General features: G+C 60.9%; 17 protein-coding genes. 12 read left to right on the top strand and 5 right to left on the bottom strand.

The features are described from left to right. Window positions 1-18 precede the first annotated feature (18 nt). The 10 genes from FQ705_RS04920 (at window position 19) to FQ705_RS04875 (ending at window position 9,976) form a co-directional block, all read left to right on the top strand. Window positions 19-1,527 carry a glycerol-3-phosphate dehydrogenase gene (locus FQ705_RS04920; RefSeq protein WP_144138293.1) on the top strand — a complete coding sequence of 503 codons (1,509 nt, stop codon included), beginning with the start codon at window positions 19-21 and terminating at the stop codon, window positions 1,525-1,527. A gap of 37 nt (window positions 1,528-1,564) precedes the next feature. After that, a complete protein-coding gene (locus FQ705_RS04915; RefSeq protein WP_144138292.1) occupies window positions 1,565-2,497 on the top strand; it encodes a sugar phosphate isomerase/epimerase family protein in 933 nt (310 codons plus the stop codon). 10 nt (window positions 2,498-2,507) lie between these two features. Beyond that, window positions 2,508-3,542, top strand: a complete 1,035-nt coding sequence (locus FQ705_RS04910) for a dihydroxyacetone kinase subunit DhaK (RefSeq protein WP_260854390.1) — start codon at window positions 2,508-2,510, stop codon at window positions 3,540-3,542. Further along, window positions 3,530-4,180, top strand: a complete 651-nt coding sequence (gene dhaL / locus FQ705_RS04905) for a dihydroxyacetone kinase subunit DhaL (RefSeq protein WP_144138291.1) — start codon at window positions 3,530-3,532, stop codon at window positions 4,178-4,180. The genes FQ705_RS04910 and dhaL overlap by 13 nt, the downstream gene beginning before the upstream one ends. A 60-nt stretch (window positions 4,181-4,240) precedes the next feature. Beyond that, window positions 4,241-4,894: a DUF2291 family protein gene (locus FQ705_RS04900; protein WP_144138290.1), complete on the top strand. Its 654-nt coding sequence runs from the start codon at window positions 4,241-4,243 to the stop codon at window positions 4,892-4,894. Then, a complete protein-coding gene (locus tag FQ705_RS04895) occupies window positions 4,891-6,447 on the top strand; it encodes a sugar ABC transporter ATP-binding protein (protein WP_260854389.1) in 1,557 nt (518 codons plus the stop codon). Before FQ705_RS04900 ends, FQ705_RS04895 begins: the two co-directional genes overlap by 4 nt. A gap of 27 nt (window positions 6,448-6,474) precedes the next feature. Beyond that, window positions 6,475-7,575: an ABC transporter permease gene (locus FQ705_RS04890; RefSeq protein WP_144138289.1), complete on the top strand. Its 1,101-nt coding sequence runs from the start codon at window positions 6,475-6,477 to the stop codon at window positions 7,573-7,575. 69 nt (window positions 7,576-7,644) lie between these two features. Continuing rightward, complete coding sequence (locus FQ705_RS04885; protein ID WP_186307792.1) at window positions 7,645-8,598, top strand: D-ribose ABC transporter substrate-binding protein; 954 nt, start codon at window positions 7,645-7,647, stop codon at window positions 8,596-8,598. Between the two features lie 120 nt (window positions 8,599-8,718). Next, window positions 8,719-9,480: a triose-phosphate isomerase gene (locus FQ705_RS04880; RefSeq protein WP_144138288.1), complete on the top strand. Its 762-nt coding sequence runs from the start codon at window positions 8,719-8,721 to the stop codon at window positions 9,478-9,480. A 43-nt stretch (window positions 9,481-9,523) separates the two neighbouring features. Continuing rightward, a complete protein-coding gene (locus FQ705_RS04875; RefSeq protein ID WP_144138287.1) occupies window positions 9,524-9,976 on the top strand; it encodes an RpiB/LacA/LacB family sugar-phosphate isomerase in 453 nt (150 codons plus the stop codon). A gap of 106 nt (window positions 9,977-10,082) precedes the next feature. Here FQ705_RS04875 and FQ705_RS04870 read toward each other — a convergent pair whose 3' ends face one another. The 5 genes from FQ705_RS04870 to FQ705_RS04850 form a co-directional block, all read right to left on the bottom strand. Beyond that, on the bottom strand, window positions 10,083-11,099 hold the full coding sequence (locus FQ705_RS04870; RefSeq protein WP_144138286.1) for a zinc-binding alcohol dehydrogenase family protein: 1,017 nt from the start codon (window positions 11,097-11,099) through the stop codon (window positions 10,083-10,085). Between the two features lie 83 nt (window positions 11,100-11,182). Then, window positions 11,183-12,160 (bottom strand): zinc-binding dehydrogenase, encoded by a 978-nt coding sequence (locus FQ705_RS04865; protein ID WP_144138285.1) that lies wholly within the window; start codon window positions 12,158-12,160, stop codon window positions 11,183-11,185. A 216-nt stretch (window positions 12,161-12,376) separates the two neighbouring features. After that, complete coding sequence (locus tag FQ705_RS04860; RefSeq protein ID WP_144138284.1) at window positions 12,377-15,271, bottom strand: winged helix-turn-helix domain-containing protein; 2,895 nt, start codon at window positions 15,269-15,271, stop codon at window positions 12,377-12,379. 385 nt (window positions 15,272-15,656) lie between these two features. After that, complete coding sequence (locus tag FQ705_RS04855) at window positions 15,657-16,454, bottom strand: type 1 glutamine amidotransferase domain-containing protein (RefSeq protein WP_144138283.1); 798 nt, start codon at window positions 16,452-16,454, stop codon at window positions 15,657-15,659. A gap of 258 nt (window positions 16,455-16,712) precedes the next feature. Continuing rightward, a complete protein-coding gene (locus FQ705_RS04850) occupies window positions 16,713-17,603 on the bottom strand; it encodes a LysR substrate-binding domain-containing protein (RefSeq protein WP_144138282.1) in 891 nt (296 codons plus the stop codon). Between the two features lie 100 nt (window positions 17,604-17,703). On the opposite strand from FQ705_RS04850, the gene FQ705_RS04845 reads away from it, so the two are divergent. Further along, on the top strand, window positions 17,704-18,294 hold the full coding sequence (locus FQ705_RS04845) for a LysE family translocator (RefSeq protein WP_144138281.1): 591 nt from the start codon (window positions 17,704-17,706) through the stop codon (window positions 18,292-18,294). 2 nt (window positions 18,295-18,296) lie between these two features. Continuing rightward, on the top strand, window positions 18,297-18,680 hold the full coding sequence (locus FQ705_RS04840) for a cupin domain-containing protein (RefSeq protein WP_144138280.1): 384 nt from the start codon (window positions 18,297-18,299) through the stop codon (window positions 18,678-18,680).

Raw genomic sequence — 18,680 nt, 5'->3', positions numbered from 1 at the left:
TCTATACGGAACGCTGAAATGAGCGAGAAGGACATGGTTGACCTGTGTGTCATCGGCGGCGGCATCAACGGCGCGGGCATCGCGCGCGATGCGGCAGGCCGCGGCCTGTCGGTGATCCTTTGCGAGAAGGACGATCTGGCACAAGGCACGTCGTCGCGCTCCGGCAAACTCGTACACGGCGGGCTGCGATATCTCGAGTACTACGAGTTCCGGCTCGTGCGTGAAGCTTTGATCGAGCGCGAAGTGCTGCTCAATGCCGCGCCGCACATCATCTGGCCGCTGCGTTTCGTATTGCCGCATAGTCCCGGCGACCGCCCCGCGTGGCTGGTGCGCACGGGCCTGTTCCTGTACGACCACCTCGGCGGCCGCGAGAAGCTGCCCGGCACGCGCTCCCTCGATCTGTGGCGCAATCCCGAAGGCGCACCGATCAAGGACGAGTATCGACGCGGCTTCGAGTATTCCGACTGCTGGGTCGACGACGCGCGTCTCGTCGTGCTCAATGCACTCGACGCCGCGCAGCGCGGCGCGGAAGTGCTGACGCACACCGCTTGCGTATCGGCGCGACGCGAGGGCGGCGCGTGGCGCGTCGAGTTGCGCGATGCGCGTAACGGCTCGACCCGGGTGGTCAAGGCGCGCGCGCTCGTGAATGCGGCGGGGCCGTGGGTAACGGAAGTCATCGGACGTGCGGGCGCGACATCGACCCGCAAGGTGCGGCTGGTCAAGGGGAGCCACCTCGTCACGCCGAAGTTCTGGGACGGCCCGCATTCCTATCTGGTGCAGAACCACGACAAGCGTGTGATCTTCATCAACGCCTACGAAGGCGATAAGGCGCTCATCGGAACGACCGATGTTCCTTGGGACGGTGCGCCCGAAACCGTGCAGATTTCGAACGAGGAAATCGACTATCTGTTGTCGGCGGTGAATCGTTACTTCAAGCATCCGTTGCGCAAGCAGGACATTCTGCAAACCTTCTCGGGCGTGCGGCCGCTTTACGATGACGGCAAGGGCAATCCCTCCGCAGTCACGCGCGACTACGTGTTCGATCTCGACGACAGCGCGGGCGTGCCTTTGCTGAATGTCTTCGGCGGCAAGATCACGACCTTCCGCAAGCTCGCGGAACACGCGTTGCAAAAGCTGAAACCGACTTTCCCGAAGATGGGCGCCGACTGGACTGCAACTGCAAAACTTCCGGGCGGCGATATCGAGGGAGCCGATGTGGCGCGTTTCAGGGCAGGCCTGCAAGCTCAGTACGACTGGCTGCCGCGCGACCTGTTGCGTTACTACACACAGACCTACGGCACGCTCACGGCGAAGGTCATCGACGGTGCGACGTCGCTTGCCGGTCTCGGGCGGCAATTCGGGCCGAATCTGTACGAGGCCGAGGCGCGCTATCTGATGGCCCACGAATGGGCCGCGACGGCGGAAGACATGCTCACGCGACGCACCAAGCACGGGCTGCACATGAACGAAGCGCAGCACGCGGCCTTCGAAGCGTGGCTCGACGGCCTCGTCAGGAAATCCGCGTAAGCCGGCCGCGTCTGGCCCAACACGATACGAGATGAACATGGCATTCACGCTTGCACTTAATACGAATCCGCTGGTGAACCGCTTCGCCGAGCCTGGCGATCTCATCGACACCATCGCGCACGACATGAAGATTCGTGATGTGCAGTTGACGCATGAGTTCATCAACCCGTCGTGGCCGGCAGCGACCACGCGCCGTCTCACGCGCGAGATGCGCGCCGCGATGACGCGCACGGGCGTGCGGATCACCTCGGGCATGACCGGGCCGTACGGGCGTCTCAATCACTTCGGCCATCCTGACGCTGATGTGCGCCGCTATTACATCGACTGGTTCAAGACTTTCGCGGATATCACGGCCGATCTCGGCGGCGACTCCATCGGCACGCAGTTCGCCATCTTCACGTACAAGGATTTCGACGATCCCGCGCGCCGCGATGCGCTGATTCAAACCGCCATCGATTGCTGGGCCGAAGTCGCGGAACACGCGAAGGCGGCGGGACTGAAGTATGTGTTCTGGGAACCGATGTCGATCGGTCGAGAGTTCGGCGAAACCATCGCCGCCTGCATGGCGCTGCAAGACAAGCTGAGCGCCGCGAAAATGGCCATCCCGATGTGGATGATGGCCGACATCGATCACGGCGACGTCACCAGCCCGAACCCCGACGATTTCGATCCGTATGCGTGGGCGCGCGCCGTGCCGCGTGTGTCGCCGATCATCCATATCAAGCAGTCGCTGATGGACAAGGGCGGTCATCGTCCCTTCATCGCCGAGTACAACGAACGCGGTCGCATCCAGCCCAAACCGTTGATCGAAGCGTTGAAGGAGGGCGGCGGGCGCGACAACGAGATCTGTCTGGAACTGTCGTTCAAGGAGCGCGAACCGATCGACCGGCAGGTCGTCGACCAGATTGCCGAATCAGTGGCCTTCTGGGCTCCGCATTTCGACACCGGCATTGCCGATCTGAATATCTGAGGACGCGGACATGCCAGACACGATGACACAGAAGCTGATCAACGACGGCGACGCCGCCGTCGACGAGATGCTCGAAGGCGTCATGGCCGCACACGGCGATCTGCTAATGCGAAGCGAGTCCGCGCCGCGCGCGATCATTGCGCGCCACGGTCCGCGCGAAGGCAAGGTTGCGCTGGTAATCGGCGGCGGCTCGGGTCACGAGCCGACCTTTCTCGGTTTCGTCGGCAAGGGTCTCGCCGATGCGGCGGTGATCGGCAACGTGTTCGCCTCGCCGCCGCCGCAACCCGTGGTCGACGCGGCGCTGGCCGCAAACGGCGGCGCGGGCGTGCTGTTGATGTACGGCAACTACGCCGGCGACGTGATGAATTTCGACATGGCTACCGAAATGCTCGAACTCGAGGGCATCGAGGCGCGCACCGTGCTGACGACCGACGACGTCGCATCCGCTCCACGTGAGAAACGCGAGACACGGCGCGGCGTGGCGGGCAACACGTTCATCTTCAAGGCGGCGGGCGCCGCCGCCGATCTGATGATGCCGCTGGCTGAAGTCGAACGTGTCGCGCGTCACGCCAATGCACGCACTTACACCTTGGGCGTGGGGCTTGCGCCGTGTTCGCTGCCGCAGACACGTCGCGCGAACTTCGAGATCGCGGCCGGAGAAATGGAAATCGGCATGGGCATTCACGGCGAGCCGGGCATGCGCCGCGAAGCGCTGCGCCCAGCCGACGCAGTCACCGACGAGATCATGGACGTGATCCTTGCCGAGATGGCCGCGGCCCGCGGCGATCGCGTTGCCGTGCTGGTGAACTCGCTCGGTTCCACACCGTTGATGGAGCTTTACATTCTGAACCGCCGCGTTGCCCAGCGGCTGCAGGAAGCGGGTCTGGTCGTGCATCGGACGTTGGTCGGGCCGCTGTGTACCTCGCTCGAAATGGCGGGTGCGTCCATCACGGTCATGCATCTCGACGACGAGCTTCAACGGCTCATCGATCACCCGTGCGAGTGCGCGATGTTCCAGCAAGGGGCCGGACAATGCGCGCGCTGACCACCGCGCACATGGCGCAGCTCTTTCGCGAACTGGCGAGCACGATCGCCGCATCGCGTGACGAACTGTGCCGCCTCGATGGTGTGATCGGCGACGCAGATCACGGCATTGCGATGGAGCAGGGGTTCGCCGCCGCCTCGAAAGCGATCGACGCGCTGGCCGCCGAGATCACGCTTGCGGACCAGTTGAACGCGGCGGCGAAAGGTTTTCTGAATGCGGTCGGCGCCTCGTCGGGACCGCTCTACGCGACCGCGTTCATGCGCGCAGCAAAGACGGCCGGCGCACGGACGGAGATGCCGCTGAACGAAGCGCCGGGTCTGATTGTCGCGATGGCCGAAGGTATTCGTTCGCGCGGCAAAGCGGAGGTGGGCGAAAAGACGATGGTGGACGTGTGGACGCCGGCTTCAGTGGCAGCCGAACGAGGCATGGCGGACCAACTGCCGATAGCTGAAATCATGGCCCGGATTCGCGAGGCCGCGATGTCGGGCGCCGAGTCCACCAAATCGATGATCGCCACAAAGGGGCGCTCGGCGCGTCTTGGGGAACGCAGTCTCGGACATGTCGATCCGGGTGCGGTGTCCGCAGCGATGGTGCTCGACGTAATGGCAGAGGAGTGGGGGAGAGATGGCACTAACTGAACGGGGCGAATGCCCGACACGTTGCAATTGTTGCAATTCGTTCGCGATGGAGGTGAATCAATGAGCACGGCCACATCAATGAAAGCGCAGCCTAACCACCGCGTTCGCGCGACGATCGAAATTGTCCTGTTGCTGGCCCTTCTGGTCGCGATGGCGCTGAGCACGAAAATCGTGAAAATCGGCTCCGGCGCCGATACGCAAACCAAGGAGTTCGAGCCGGGTGCATACGGCCAGAAGCAGTTTCCGAAGACACAGGCGGCGATCGACAAGCGCGCGGTGGATGCCGCCACGCTGGCCGCGGCCATTGCCAAAGATCCGGACGCGGCGGGTAAGCAGTATGGCGTGGCGGGCGGCGGGGTCGGCCCGGAAATGTCGGTGAAGTTCACCGGCGTCGCGGGTAAGGAGGACTCCGGCGTGTACGAAGTGAAGGTGCCGGGATTGCCGGATTCGCTGGTCGTGCGCGTACAGACGGGGCTGGCGATCAACGGCACCGATCTGCGCGACGCGACGGGCGACATCAGCTTCGGCCAGTTCACGAATCAGATCGACTATCAGAACGCGGGCTACGCGATCAACACCGAAATGAAGAAGCAGGTTCTGTCGAAAGTCGATACGGCCAGGCTGACGGGCAAGACCGTCTCGGTCGTCGGCGTCTTCCAGCTGATCAATCCGAACGGCTGGCTCATCACACCTGTGAAGCTGGACGTGAAATGAGCACCCTGACTGAAACCACTGCACCGACGCCGATGAAGGACGGCGTCCTGCTCTCGGCGCGCGACGTCTTCAAGTCGTATGGCGGCGTGCATGCGCTCAAAGGCGTGAACTTCGAGATTCATCGCGGCAAGGTCACGACCCTGTTCGGCGAGAACGGCGCGGGCAAGTCGACCCTGATGAAAATCCTCTCCGGCGTGGAGAAGCCGACGTCCGGCGAGATCGAACTCGACGGGCAGCGAGTCGCCTTCACTTCGTCGAGCGATGCGCGCGATCACGGCATCTCCATCATTCACCAGGAGCTGAGTCTCGCGCCCAACTTGAGCGTACGCGACAACATTTTCATGGGCCGCGAGTTGCGCACGCGCACCGGTGTGAATTTCGCCGAAGAGGCACGGCAAACGCGCGCGCTCATGGAAGAGCTCGAAGAAGAGGTCGATCCGATGACGCTGGTTCGCGACTTGCGCCTCGGGCAGCAACAGGTCGTCGAAATTGCGCGGGCGCTCTCCGTCGATTCGCGCATCCTCATCATGGACGAACCGACGTCGGCGCTGAGCGCGTCGGAGGTCGAAGTGCTCTTCAAGGTGATCCGCGATCTGACGAGCCGTGGCGTGTCGATCGTCTATATCTCTCACCATCTCGAAGAGGCGTTGCAGGTCACCGACTACGCCGTGGTGCTGCGCGACGGACGTATCACTGCGTCGGCGGAACGCAAGGACATCGATCTCGGCTGGATCGTGCGCAATATGGTCGGCGAAAACTTCGACCTCGGCTCGCCGCCGACGGGCTACGAATTCGGCAACGTCGCGCTCGATATCGACGACGTCAGCGTTGCGGACGAATCCGGCTCGGGCGCGTCGGTCGTCGATCATCTGTCGCTCAAGGTGCGTGCGGGCGAGATCGTTTGTATCTATGGACTGATGGGCGCGGGCCGTACCGAATTGCTGGAATCGGTGGCCGGGCGCACGCGCTTGTCGATGACAAGCGGCAAGGTTCTGCTCGAAGGCGAAGACATCGCGGGATTGAGCATTGCCCGGCGCATCGGCAAGGGTCTCGTGCTCGTGCCGGAGGATCGACAGCGCGACGGCCTCGTCCCGACGATGAGCGTGGGCTCGAACCTGTCGCTCGCGAGCATCAACACCTTCGTGAAAGGGCTGTTGATGTCGCCGCCGGCCGAACGCGAACTCGTCGGTGAATCGATCCGCAACGTCCATGTGAAAACCTCGGGCGCGGGCGCTTCCATCCGCTCGCTGTCGGGCGGCAATCAGCAAAAGGTTGTGATCGGGAAAATGCTTGCGACGGACCCGAAGGTGATCCTGCTCGACGAACCCAGCCGCGGCATCGATATCGGCGCGAAGGCCGAAGTGTTCCGCCTGCTCGCCGAAAACGCAAAAAAGGGTTTGGCCGTTGTGTATTCCACCTCTGAAGTGGGCGAATGCCTGAGTGTCGCGCATCGCATCATCGTGATGCGGCGCGGCAAGATTTCAGCGGAATTCGGCCCTGGTGCCAACAAGGACGACATCATGGCCGCCTCCGGCGAAGCCGTGGTTGCCTGATAGCAGAAATATCTGGAGACACTGAACATGAACAACGCCGCCAAGACTTCAAGATCGACTCACGCCGGCTCGTCCAGCGAAGGGTTCGACCTCGGCAAAATGCTGCTCGAAGGACGTGCTTTCTTCGCACTCGTCGTCATCATCGCCATATTTTCGTTCCTGTCACCCAATTATTTCGCACTAGAAAATTTTCTTACAATGGCCTCACACGTGGCCATTTACGGGATTCTCGCGATTGGCATGCTGCTGGTGATCATCAACGGCGGCATCGACCTGTCGGTCGGCTCCACGTTGGGGCTATCCGGCGTAGTTGCGGGATTCTTCATGCAAGGCGTCACGTTGAACGTGTTCGGCGTGGTGCTGTATCCGTCGGTCTGGGTCGTCGTCATCCTGTGCTGTCTGCTCGGTGCCTTCATCGGCCTCGTGAACGGCGTTCTCATCGCACGCTTCAGAGTGCCGGCGTTCGTTGCCACGCTCGGTGTGATGTACGTGGTACGCGGCTTCGCCCTGCTGATGACCAATGGCCTCACCTACAACAATCTCGGTGGGCAGGCCGACCTGGGTAACACTGGCTTCGACTACCTCGGCTTCGACCGGCTGTTTCATGTGCCGGTGGGCGTGCTGATTCTCGCGGCCATCGCGATTCTGGGCAGTATCGCACTCAATCGCTCCGCATTCGGCCGCTGGCTCTATGCCTCGGGCGGCAACGAACGCGCGGCCGAACTGTCCGGCGTGCCGGTCAAACGCGTACTGATCAGCGTGTACATGCTATCGGGCGTTTGCGCCGCCATTGCCGGCCTGATCCTCTCTTCACAACTGACGTCTGCCGGTCCGACGGCCGGCACGACGTACGAACTGACGGCCATCGCAGCCGTGGTAATCGGCGGGGCGTCGCTGATGGGCGGCACCGGCAATATCCGCGGCACCTTGCTCGGTGCGTTCGTGATCGGCTTTCTATCCGATGGTCTCGTGATCATCGGCATCTCGTCTTACTGGCAGACGGTATTCACCGGCGCGGTCATTGTCCTCGCGGTGTTGCTGAACGCCATTCAATATCGCCGCCGGCCGAAGCGTCCCACGCCCACCGGTGGCCAACTGGCTTCCCCGCAAGGCGGCGGTAAGGCATGACCGGACCATCCGGCACGCGAGAAGTACATGAAGTCCTGCGCCAACACTAACCTTAGAAAGAGACCTGCCATGACCATGAAAAGAAACACCTTGATCCTCGCTGCTGTCGCCTTGTCTGCCCCCTTGTTCGCAGGGCAAGCTCAGGCAGCCGGCGGGCTGATCAGCATCATCGTGAACGATCCGGCGAATCCGTACTGGCTCGCCGAGGGCAACATCGCGGCGGCCGAAGCCAAGAAGCTCGGCTATACCGCCAACGTCTCGGCATCGAAAGGCGATACGAACACGGAAAGCCAGCAGATCGATACCGCCATCACCAACAAGTCGGTCGCGATCATTCTCGACCCGGCCAACGCGAGCGGCTCGGTTGGCGCCGTGAAGAAGGCGGTGGCCGCAAATATTCCGGTATTCCTCGTCAATGCGGAAATCAATCAGCCGGGCTTGGCGAAGGCGCAACTGGTGTCGAACAACGCGCAGGGCGCGGCGCTCGGTGCGCAGCAATGGGTCAAGGATGTCGGCTCGAAGGGCAATTACGTCGAGTTGCTTGGCGCGCCGTCCGACAACAATGCAGCTACCCGTTCCAATGGCTACAAGTCGGTCCTGAGCCAGTATCCGGATCTGAAGATGGTGGGTTCGCAAGTGGCCAACTGGGATCGCACGCAAGGCTTTAACGCGGCGCAAAGTTTGATGCAGGCGCATCCGGATGTGATCGGCGTGATCAGCGGCAACGATGAAATGGCGCTCGGCGCAATCGCCGCGCTCAAGCAGTCCGGCAAGCTCAAGGGCGTGAAGGTCGGCGGCTTCGATGGTTCGCCGGCGGCGGTCGAGGCGGTCAAGGCCGGTGAGCTGCAATACACCGTGCTTCAACCGGTCGCCGTGTTCTCCGCCAAAGCCGTACAGGAAGCCGATCAGTTTCTGAAGTCCGGCAAAACGGGCGCGACAAGTGAGAAGCAACTCTTTGACTGCGTGCTGATCACGAAGGCGAATGTGTCGAAATACACCTCGCCGTTCGTGCTGTCGAAGTGATGTGACGGCCGGGGCCCGCGGGAGGCGACGTAAGTCGCGTCGTTCACCCGCGGGACTGCCACACCCGTGCGGGTGCATCAGCAACCCGAATCGTATGACTTTCTATTCGACAACGTAGCTATGTCTGATTCCCTTTTCTGGGTCGGCACCAGCTGGAAGATGAACAAGACGCTGGCGGAAGCGATCGCTTTCGCCGAGGGCTTGCTCGCCAGCCACGACGACCCGCGTATCCAATGCTTCGTGATCCCGCCGTTCACTGCGATTCGCGAAGTCAAGTCGATCCTCGCAGAGACCAACGTCAAGGTCGGCGCGCAAAACATGCACTGGGCCGGATGCGGTGCGTGGACGGGTGAGATTTCCCCGTCGATGCTGGTCGATTGCGGCATGAATCTCGTCGAGCTGGGTCATTCAGAACGTCGGGAACATTTCGGCGAGACCGATGACACGGTGGGTCTCAAAGTCGAGGCCGCCGTGCGTCATGGGCTGACGCCGTTGATCTGTATCGGCGAGACGCTGGCCGATAAGCAGAGCGGCCGCGCGCCTGACGTGCTGGCTGCTGAAGTTCGGGGCGCGTTGGCTCGCCTGAGCCCTGAGCAGAAGTCCGCGCCGATCCTGCTCGCGTACGAGCCAGTGTGGGCTATCGGCGAAAAAGGTATTCCTGCGAGCCCCGATTATGCCGATGCCCGTCAGGCGGAAATCATCGCGGTCGCGCAGGAGATGCTGGATCGTCGCGTCCCTTGCCTCTATGGCGGCTCCGTCAATCCGGACAACTGCGCCGAACTTGCCCGTTGCCCAAATATCGACGGCTTGTTCATTGGACGTTCCGCGTGGGACGTCAACGGTTATCTCGACATATTGAAGCGCGTGGGCGACGTACTTTGACCCGCCGCGTTGATTTGCAAACCCCTATAGCAAGGAGATCGTCATGAAGGTTGCCATCGGAGGAGATAGTGCCGGTGTGGGATTGGCCCATGTGCTGGCCGAGTACCTCAAGGATCGCTTCGAAGTGTTCGAAGTGTCGAGTAATGACTTGAACCCGAGCGAGTTCTACGCAGATCTTTCCGATCGCGTGGCTTCCCGGGTAATCAGTGGCGAATACGACCGGGCAATTCTCGTCTGCGGCACGGGCATCGGTGTCAGTATCTCGGCGAACAAGGTGCCGGGTATCCGCGCGGCCTTATGCCACGATACGTATTCCGCCGAGCGCGCAGCGTTGTCGAATAATGCGCAGATCATCACGATGGGGTCGCGCGTCATTGGCCCGGAAGTGGCGAAGGCGATCGCCGATGCGTTCCTGATGAATACCTTCGACGAGGGCGGGCGCAGCGCGGGCAATGTTCAGGCGATCAACGAGGTCGATGCCAAGTATCATCGATAGGGATTTGACGATTGCCAGCGGGACGGGTTTAGGTGATCGCGAGCGAATGGGGCGTGCCTTGTCTCTCGCGATCAGCACTACGCTGCAGGCAATTCATGGAGCAAAGCTAGTCCCATCCTTCAAGCACGATCTTGCCTCGCGTCGACGCGCTCTCGACCATGGCATGCGCGCGCTTCAGATTCGCTGCGTTGATGGGCGACAGGCGTTTTGTCAGTGTGGTCTGGATGAGCCCTTGATCGGCCAGGTCTGCCAGACGATTCAGAATGCGTCCCTGCTGCCCCATGTCGAGCGTGTCGAAAAGCGAGCGCGTGTACATCAGTTCCCAATGGATCGATACCGATTTTTGTTTGAACGGCACGACGTCCAGCGTTACCGGATTGTCGATTAACGCAAAGCGGCCTTCCGGTGCGATCAGATCGGCAATTGCGAGAACGTGACGGTCGGTGTGCGTGGTCGAAAACACGAACCCTGGCTCGCCGAGGCCGAGCCCATTGAGTTGCGGCTTGAGCGGCTGGCTATGGTCAATCACGTGATGCGCACCTAATGCTTCGACCCAGGCGCGTGTTTCGGGGCGCGAGGCAGTGGCGATCACAGTCATCTCCGTCAATTGCCGCGCCAGTTGAACCGCCATCGAGCCTACGCCGCCGGCACCGCCGATGATCAGAATCGATGGTTTGCAGCCCGCCACCGGGCGCGCCACGTCCAGCCGATCGAACAGCACTTCCCAAGCCGTCACGCCGGTCAGCGGCAGCGCGGCGGCTTCTGCCCAACCGAGCGAACGCGGCTTGCGGCCAACCAGGCGTTCATCGATCAGATGAAATTCCTGGTTGGTCCCCGGGCGGGTGATCGTGCCGGAATAGGCGACCTCGTCGCCGGGCCGGAACAGCGTCGCATCGGGGCCCACTGCACGCACGATGCCGGTTGCGTCCCATCCGAGCACCCGGAATCTCTCGCTCGGGGGTTCGGTCCTGGCGCGAATCAACACGTCGACAGGATTCACCGATACTGCTTTGACTTCGACCAGAAGGTCGCGCCCGTCGGCAATCGGGTCCGGCAAGTCAAGATCGATCAACGCTTCTTCCCGGTCGATGGGGCCGGCATGTTCGTAGCCAACAGCACGCATGGCTTTCTCCTGATTGCGTGGCAAATCATCCACGGCCGTGATGCGTTGCGGTCGTGTTCGTGATGGCGCGTCTTCCGTGCGCATCAAAGCCGCAGCAAGACTTTTCCTCGCCGGGACGGTGCGGCATTTTTTTTGATTGCATCCGCTACGTCGTCGAGGTCGAAGGTCGAGTCGACCTGCAAGCGGATGACATCGTTCGCGACCAGCACAAGAAGCTCGCCGATCGCCGCACCGATTTCCTCTCGTGGCGCGGTTTGAAACAGCTTGGTGAACCAGAAACCCTTTACGAGCGCCTGCCTGAAAATAAGCTCACCCGGCGGAATTTCCATTGGTTTGCCGGACATCGCGCCGAAAGACACCAGTACACCCCTCTCGGCAATCAGCGACAAAAGATCAGTAGAGGCAGAGCCGCCGACACCATCGATTGCGGACACAATCGGACTTCCGCCAACGATCTTCTGCACTTCCTGCCGCCAGTCGCTACGGGCCGTAGAGACACCGTTGCGGATGCCGATATTGGAAAGACCCACGACGGCGTCGTCCTGCCGGACCAGATTGATGACGTTGATTCCTTTTTCCTGTGCGGCCATTGCCAGCGCCGTGGCGACCGCACCGGTTGCCGCATTCTGAACGATCCATTGCGCGGGTTGTGCCTCGACGAACTTCAGAAGGAACAAAGCACTTAGCGGCATGCCGATAAGCTGCGCAGCGCTTTCGTCGGAGATCTTGTCCGGAACCGGAACGACGGTGTGTGCGTCGGCAATAAAAAATTCCGCCCAGGTTCCGTGGGCGCCCGCTACCGAAATGCGCTGCCCAACGAAAAGTCCGTCTACGCCCGGACCCAAAGCGTCGATCGTCCCAACGGCTTCGCTGCCGGCAATGGCGGGAAAATCAGGTTTGAATCCGTACTGACCAGCGATTGTCATCAGATCGTGGTTATGGACGGCTGACAGAATGGTCTTGACTCTCACTTGACCAAGGCCAGGCTTAGGCACCGGACTGGACCCGATCTTGAGCACCTGGAGCGGATCGCCGAACGAGTCGAAAACTGCGCTGCGCATTTGATCACCTTTCAGATAATCTGAAAATTTGAAGTTCCGCGTATGCCGCGGGTCTACCTAGGTAAACAAAATATAGCTTTGCAATCGTGCCGCTGTGGTTAAACGTAGTAAGGCGTGGTCAGTGGCTGAAACGTGCTACACGCATCGAAGCGTTACGTCAGCCACTCAGATTTCGGCTTAAGAGGCAGCGTTCTTGCCTCTGCTGCGGGGCTTGAATCAGTCCGCCGTGGAGCCTGCGCGCGCCCCAGATCGCGTCCTGTTCAACCGGTCGAGACGCGCGCGCGCTTTAATAAGATCGGCGTACTCGGGGTCGTCGTCGAATCTTTCGACAATGGAGTTCAGAAGGCTGCGGGCCTCTTCACTGCGTTCTTCTGCTGCCCATTTGTCGCATAGTGTGAGGGCGGCACGAAGCTCCAGGGCGATTGCTCCGATCTGCCGCGCTTCGGACAGAGCATCCGTCAATGAAAGTTCCGCTGCAGCCGGATTGTTCTGGTGCAGGTCGATTAGCCCGCGTACACGCATAATTTCCGGCAGGCACCATCGTTCGCCTTGCGCCTCGGCGGCAGTGCGAGCTTCGTTCAAGGTCGCGTCGGCCTCCTCGACCTTTCCGGATGAAAGCAGCGCTTCGGACAACATGCTTCGATACATGGGCGTGCGGCCGACAAAATTGCCTTCGACGAGTACAGTCAATGCCTCGCGCATCTCCACGATGCCAAGCTCTTCGCCTCGAGCGAACTGTATTGCGCCGTGAAAGAAGCGGCTTACCGGTCCCCAGATTTCGATATTCTCGATCTGGTTATTTTCGTCGAGCGTCGCCTGAAAAGCTGCTGCGCGGTCGTAGTTCCCCGACCAGAACGTCACCGGCAATATCCACAGTGCAAGCGCCGTCGAATGCGATGTGATGTGGCCGATGGCGCGCGCGCCTTCGACGGCCTCCTGCGCTGCCTGGGCAGCCCGTCCTGGCGAGCCGGTAAGCCAGAAAGCGAGTGACAGCGTGCCGCGAATGGCCACATAGCGCTCCACCTGAAAGCGCGAGAGACGTGAGCGCTGCTCGAATCGGTCGTATCGGGCGGCAAGTGCCTCGAGTCGCCTGACTGCAGTGTCCAGTCGGCCCACGTATATTTCGCCGTTTGCCAGCAGGCGTTCGCCGTCGGGGGTCGCCGACTCTTCAGTCTGCCTGGCGGCGATTGTCTGAAATTGCTCCAGTTGCGCGATCGCACGATGGTGGCGTCCGGTGTACATCAGATAGACTGCGAAACCCCACAGTCCGCGTAGCTGATATTCCGTGCTTTGTGCCTCCGATGCGAACTGCACACAGTCGAGCCAGGCGGTCTCGGTCCCGGGCACGAGATGCTGGGAGTGGGTCATGCTCCAGGCGTGCGCCGTGGCCAGCTTCATCTTGAGAACGCTTGCGTAGCCGTCCATCTCCTGCAAGGCCGCAAGCGCGTAGTCGACACGCGCGCGTGCTTCTTCCACTTGCGACAACTCATCCCATAGAGGAATTGCTGCCGTGGTCAACTTCACGCCGAGCTCCCGATTCCCCATCGGATCGAAAGCCCAGGTGATCGCTTTTCGGAGGTCGTCGATTCGGCCGGCATGCTCGGAGGTCCAGTCTTTACTCGCGCGCCAGAACCACTCGTTCTCGGCGCGCTCGAATCGCGCGAGGATAATCAGCGCATAACGGTGCAGCGCGCGACTGTCTTCGGCCTCTGCGCTGAGCCTTTCCGCGGCGTATGCGCGCGTGCTTTCGAGTAAGCGGTAGCGAACGGCATTGTCACGATATTCCACAGCGACGAGAGATTTCGCAACCAGTTGGCCGAGTCCATCGATCGTGTCGGAAGGCGCGAGGTTGGCCCATTCGGACATCGCAATCGCGTCGTCCTGGCTGAAGTAGCCAGCGAAGACGCTAAGAAGCCGAAGGATCGTTGCCTCTCGATCCGATAGCAGCCGATAGCTCCAATCCAGTGTCGCGAACAAAGTTTGCTGGCGCATCGGGGCGTTCCGAGGACCGCAATTGAGCACACGAAATTGTTGCTCGAGCATATCCAGTAGCCGGGTGGGATCACAACCAACTATTTTCCCTGCGGCCAGTTCGACCGCCAGTGCAATGCCATCCAGGCGGCGGCAGATTGCGGCGACGATGGGGGCATCGGCATCCGTGAAGACATAATCGCCTCGCTGCGCAGCGCGGGTAACGAACAGTTCAACGGCTGGAAACTCTAAAGCCCGTGAAGCCGACAGGCCTTTCTGGTCGTCGGGAACGCCGAGAGTCGACAGCCGATAGACCTGCTCCTGCGCGGTTCGCAGCGGCTCGCGGCTGGTGGCGATTACGCTGACTCTAGCTGCAGCGTCGAGGATCTGCTCCGTGACCGACGCCACCGCGGACGATAGATGCTCGCAATTGTCGAGCAACAGTAGCAATTGCCGATCGCGAAGGGCCGCAATCACGCCGGAGAGCATATCTCTTGCACGCGATTGTGTGCCCAGTGCAGTCGCGATCGCCGCTGCGACATATTGTGGAGCGCCGACCGTAGACAGGTCGACAAAGCAGACTCCGTCGAAGTAGCGGCACTTGACCTGGTGAGCCACGGCGAGGGCGACGGTCGTTTTGCCGCCGCCGCCGACGCCGACGATCGTGACACACCGTGCAGTCGTCAGTTGCCCGGCCAGCAAGCTGATCTCATGGGCGCGCCCGATGATCTGATGCGGCTCAGGCAGGTTGTTGAAGAAAGTGGAATGGCCTGGGTGGGGCGAACTGGAAATGGCGGGCTGCCTGACCTGAACCGGCATGACGAAGCGATAACCGCGGCCGGGATTTGTCGCTATGTGCGCGACACCCGGCGATCCTTCGGAAAGCACGCGACGCAGCGCGGCAATGTTCACCTTGAGGTTGCCCTCGGAAACAAAGGTGTCGGGCCAGACAAATTTCGTTAAATCTTCCTTGGAAACCAGTTCGCCAGCACGGCGTACGAGCAGTGTGAGGATGTCGAGCGCTCTCGCTCCGATCGAAACCGGCGCGCCATCGCGAAGCAGAAGCTGCCTGCCGGGGAGAAACTCAAATGCCCCGAACACGTACGTCCGATCGTCTAAATCGCTTGCGCTCAATTCCATGTATGTCGTACGACGAAAAGTTAAAACGAAGGGCACGCTAACGTGGTCATTCGATCATACCGGGTCTGGCGCAAACCCATCCGACCTTGAACGAGGTTCGCAAAGCGACCCATCGCGCTGGGTGCGTCTGGTCAATGGAGGTGGTGATCGCAGGGGACCGAATCGGCGCAGAAATCGCAGGGTTTTTAAATAGGGCGGGAGATTGTCGAGAAGTGTCGGTTACCGCGCGGGGAGAGTGATATTGACGAAGAGACTGTGGATGAGTTCGGCACAGAACTCGAGCTGTGACTCGTCAGCACGCGGCGAAATGTACGCACTGCGTGCCAACGAAAAGAGGATCAGGTTTACTTGCACGAGCCCGCGCTGGAAACGCACTGGCAATGAGTCAAACCGCCGTCCTCGCACGCTCCAGGGCGTTGACCAATGCCGCTCCCACCAGGTGGTCGGAGCGCGGATTCTGGCCGGTGATGAGTTCGCGATCTTCAACTACGTGCGCATCGAAGTCCACGACACCGATACTCAATTGACCGCCGGCCATTTGCAACGCATCTGCCACGTGGAAAAGCATCTTGGCGTGAAACAGCTGCTCTTCAACTGGCTTCGACTCGCTATTCGAATAGATTGTCATTTTGTAGCCGGCATACTGCCATCCCTTCGCCAATTCAACTGCCTTCGCCCTGTCACCGGTAACCAGTGCGGCACGGAATTCGTGTGCGGCCGGCAATACGGCGATGAGAGCAATGGGGCCATGGCAAATCAGTGCGGTAGGCTTGCGATGCGCGTGGAAATGACTCAGGATTCTGCCTACGTCGGGGTCTTGCATAAGGTCGACAACCGGCGCGTGTCCGCCGGGTACGAAAACACCCACATAGTTTTCCAACCCTTTGTCGATTACTGCGCCCAGGGTTCGTACTTGCGTCATCGAGGGATCGTTGGCGAAGAACGTCGCCGCTCGACGAAAGACCGCCTCATCGCCTCCGAAATGCTGCGCGGATAAGGCCGTTTCGTCGAGATGGGGTTGAGCACCGCTCGGTGTAGCCAGCACGGTCTCGTAGTCTGCATGCTGAAGCGCCCAGATCGGTATCACGGTCTCGTTCAGATACTGTCCGATCTTTCGTGTACCACCTTGCACCTCGATCTCGGTTGCGTTCGAACCGATCACCAGAACCTTTCCCTTACTCATCACGATCTCCAGTCTGCTGCAAAAAGTTAGCGGAAGGTCTGCGCTAGCGAAACAATTGAATCAGGAGATTTTGTTCGCGCGCAGCGCATTCGGCAGTCGGTCGAATTAAACGGTCCGAACCGTTTGAAGCAGATTACTAGCGGAGAAGTCGGGTAGCCCGTCAAAAAACGTAAATTCTGGTTGGTGAAGGTTAGGGAAAGCGGATGGCCGCGTTTGGTACGGTCCTCATTGGGGTCGACCGTTCACCGATAAGCAAAGTCAAGCGACCCTCGCGAAGCGCGCGTGCGTGGCGGCCACGTCGTTCGACATCGATTCGCGCACGTAGCGCGCGAATTCTTCTGCCGCTGGCTGTACCGTTGGCGGTAATCGCAGACAGATAGCGAATGGCGGCAGTGCAGGCAAGCCCACGACTGGCGGCGCAATCGTTTCGAGGTCGGCGGGCACTGTCGAAACGAGCCAGGTGGTGACCGCGAGGCCCGCCCGCACAGTGGCGGCGGTTGCCTCGATATTTCCGCTCTCGAACACGGTGCGCCAGGGGATGCCCGCGTCCGCGAGCGCGCCCAGCACCACCGGACGGAACGCGCAGCGTTCGTCCACCATCGATAGCGGCAGAGGTCGTTTCCGCCATGCGTCGCTGCCTCGGCCCGCTACCCACACCAGCGACTCAATGCGGATCACTTCGCCTTCGGCTGCGCCGGCGACGTATTCGACCAGTGACACGTCCAGGCGTCCACTGTTCACCGCTTCGCTGAGCTCTGGCGATGCCGCGCACACGAGCGAAATCTCCACATGCGGGTGTGCTTCGGCAAAAGCTTTCATCGCGGGCGCAAGCGGCGTCACCAGATCGTAGGGCACACCGACGCGCAAGCTGCCGTGCAAAGGCTGGCTGGTCACATCGGCCCAGATTTCGTCGTTCAGTCGCAGCAGTTGGCGCGCCTTGACGAGAAACTGCTCGCCTTGGCGAGACAGTTCGAGCTTGCGCGTCTTGCGCACGAACAGTAGACAGTCCAGCACGTCTTCGAGTCGCTTCACCTGCTGGCTGACGGCGCCTTGCGTCATGTGCAGAAGATTGGCGGCAACCGTCATGCTGCCATTGTCGGCAACGGTGACAAAGGTGCGAATCAGGCTGAGGTCGAGGTTTCGGGTCATCGACGCATTATGCCGCGTAATGCATGGCATCAGAATTATTGGCTTCTATGATGCGTCGGCGGTCCATATAGTGGCAGCCTCGACAACACGATGTGCGCCGATGACCTCGATTCTGCCGCTTCTTTTATTCGTCGCCGTCGCGACCGTAACGCCCGGCGGCGCGACCACGCTCGCGACTGCGTCAGGCGCGCGCTTCGGCCTCGTGCGTTCGATTCCGCTGTTGGTGGGGATCGCCTTGGGTCTCGCGCTGCTTGCCGCCGTTGCTGCGCTTGGCCTGGGCAGCCTGCTGCACGCCATGCCGGCATTGCAAACGGTCGTCAAGGCAGCGGGTTCCGCTTATCTATTGTGGCTCGCGTGGCGCATCGCGCGCGGCGGCCCGCCGAACGCCGCTGATGGTCCCGCGCAACCGATCACGCTCGGCCAAGGTTTCTTACTGCTATGGCTCAATCCGAAAAGTTGGGCGATGACAGTCGGCGCAGCAGCTTCTTTTGCGTTGCTGGCGAGCAGCCCGAATCGGCTCGCGTTATTGCTCGGTGCGGTGTTCGGTTCGGCGGCGTGTGTTTCGCTCGTCCTATGGTGCGCGCTGGGCGTGTTACTCGCGCGCCTGCTTCGGACGCCACGGCACTGGCGTATTCTCAATCTTGCGATGTGCGTCTTGCTCGCCGCTTCCATCATTCCGGCCTGGAGATAACAATGCCTGTCCATCCGTTTGCCGACTCGTTCAATCTCGAAGCCGCGTTCGCGGACGTGTCGGACTATTGGTCGCCGAAAGTCGTCGCGCAGGTCAACGATCAATACGTGAAGATTGCGAAAGTACGCGGCCAGCTCGTGTGGCATGATCATGCACACGAGGACGAACTGTTCTATGTCGTGCGCGGGCATCTGAAGATCGAATACGAAGGTGGGCGCGTGGTCGATTTGCCGGCGGGGTCGATGCACGTGGTGCAGAAAGGCACTCTGCATAATCCAGTCGCCGAAGACGAATGCTGGATCGTACTGGTCGAGCCCGTGCAGACGAAACACACAGGCGACGTCGAGTCACCGTTGACGAAAACGATCGACCAGCAGTTGGGTTAA

The sequence above is a fragment of the Paraburkholderia sp. BCC1884 genome, from assembly GCF_900996225.1.
Lineage (GTDB): Bacteria > Pseudomonadota > Gammaproteobacteria > Burkholderiales > Burkholderiaceae > Paraburkholderia.
The sequence above is the reverse complement of the archived record's forward strand: the minus strand, read 5'-3'. Positions and strand labels throughout refer to the sequence as shown.

Bases quoted from the DNA above. Each gene is read 5' to 3' on its own strand.
- FQ705_RS04865 (WP_144138285.1), bottom strand. From the start codon at position 12,160: ATGCGCAGCGCAGTTTTCGACTCGTTCGGCGATCCGCTCCAGGTGCTC.
- FQ705_RS04885 (WP_186307792.1), top strand. From the start codon at position 7,645: ATGACCATGAAAAGAAACACCTTGATCCTCGCTGCTGTCGCCTTGTCT.
- FQ705_RS04850 (WP_144138282.1), bottom strand. From the start codon at position 17,603: ATGACCCGAAACCTCGACCTCAGCCTGATTCGCACCTTTGTCACCGTT.
- FQ705_RS04855 (WP_144138283.1), bottom strand. From the start codon at position 16,454: ATGAGTAAGGGAAAGGTTCTGGTGATCGGTTCGAACGCAACCGAGATC.
- FQ705_RS04880 (WP_144138288.1), top strand. From the start codon at position 8,719: ATGTCTGATTCCCTTTTCTGGGTCGGCACCAGCTGGAAGATGAACAAG.
- FQ705_RS04900 (WP_144138290.1), top strand. From the start codon at position 4,241: ATGAGCACGGCCACATCAATGAAAGCGCAGCCTAACCACCGCGTTCGC.
- FQ705_RS04890 (WP_144138289.1), top strand. From the start codon at position 6,475: ATGAACAACGCCGCCAAGACTTCAAGATCGACTCACGCCGGCTCGTCC.
- FQ705_RS04840 (WP_144138280.1), top strand. From the start codon at position 18,297: ATGCCTGTCCATCCGTTTGCCGACTCGTTCAATCTCGAAGCCGCGTTC.
- dhaL (WP_144138291.1), top strand. From the start codon at position 3,530: ATGCGCGCGCTGACCACCGCGCACATGGCGCAGCTCTTTCGCGAACTG.
- FQ705_RS04910 (WP_260854390.1), top strand. From the start codon at position 2,508: ATGCCAGACACGATGACACAGAAGCTGATCAACGACGGCGACGCCGCC.
- FQ705_RS04915 (WP_144138292.1), top strand. From the start codon at position 1,565: ATGGCATTCACGCTTGCACTTAATACGAATCCGCTGGTGAACCGCTTC.
- FQ705_RS04845 (WP_144138281.1), top strand. From the start codon at position 17,704: ATGACCTCGATTCTGCCGCTTCTTTTATTCGTCGCCGTCGCGACCGTA.
- FQ705_RS04870 (WP_144138286.1), bottom strand. From the start codon at position 11,099: ATGCGTGCTGTTGGCTACGAACATGCCGGCCCCATCGACCGGGAAGAA.
- FQ705_RS04920 (WP_144138293.1), top strand. From the start codon at position 19: ATGAGCGAGAAGGACATGGTTGACCTGTGTGTCATCGGCGGCGGCATC.
- FQ705_RS04895 (WP_260854389.1), top strand. From the start codon at position 4,891: ATGAGCACCCTGACTGAAACCACTGCACCGACGCCGATGAAGGACGGC.
- FQ705_RS04860 (WP_144138284.1), bottom strand. From the start codon at position 15,271: ATGGAATTGAGCGCAAGCGATTTAGACGATCGGACGTACGTGTTCGGG.
- FQ705_RS04875 (WP_144138287.1), top strand. From the start codon at position 9,524: ATGAAGGTTGCCATCGGAGGAGATAGTGCCGGTGTGGGATTGGCCCAT.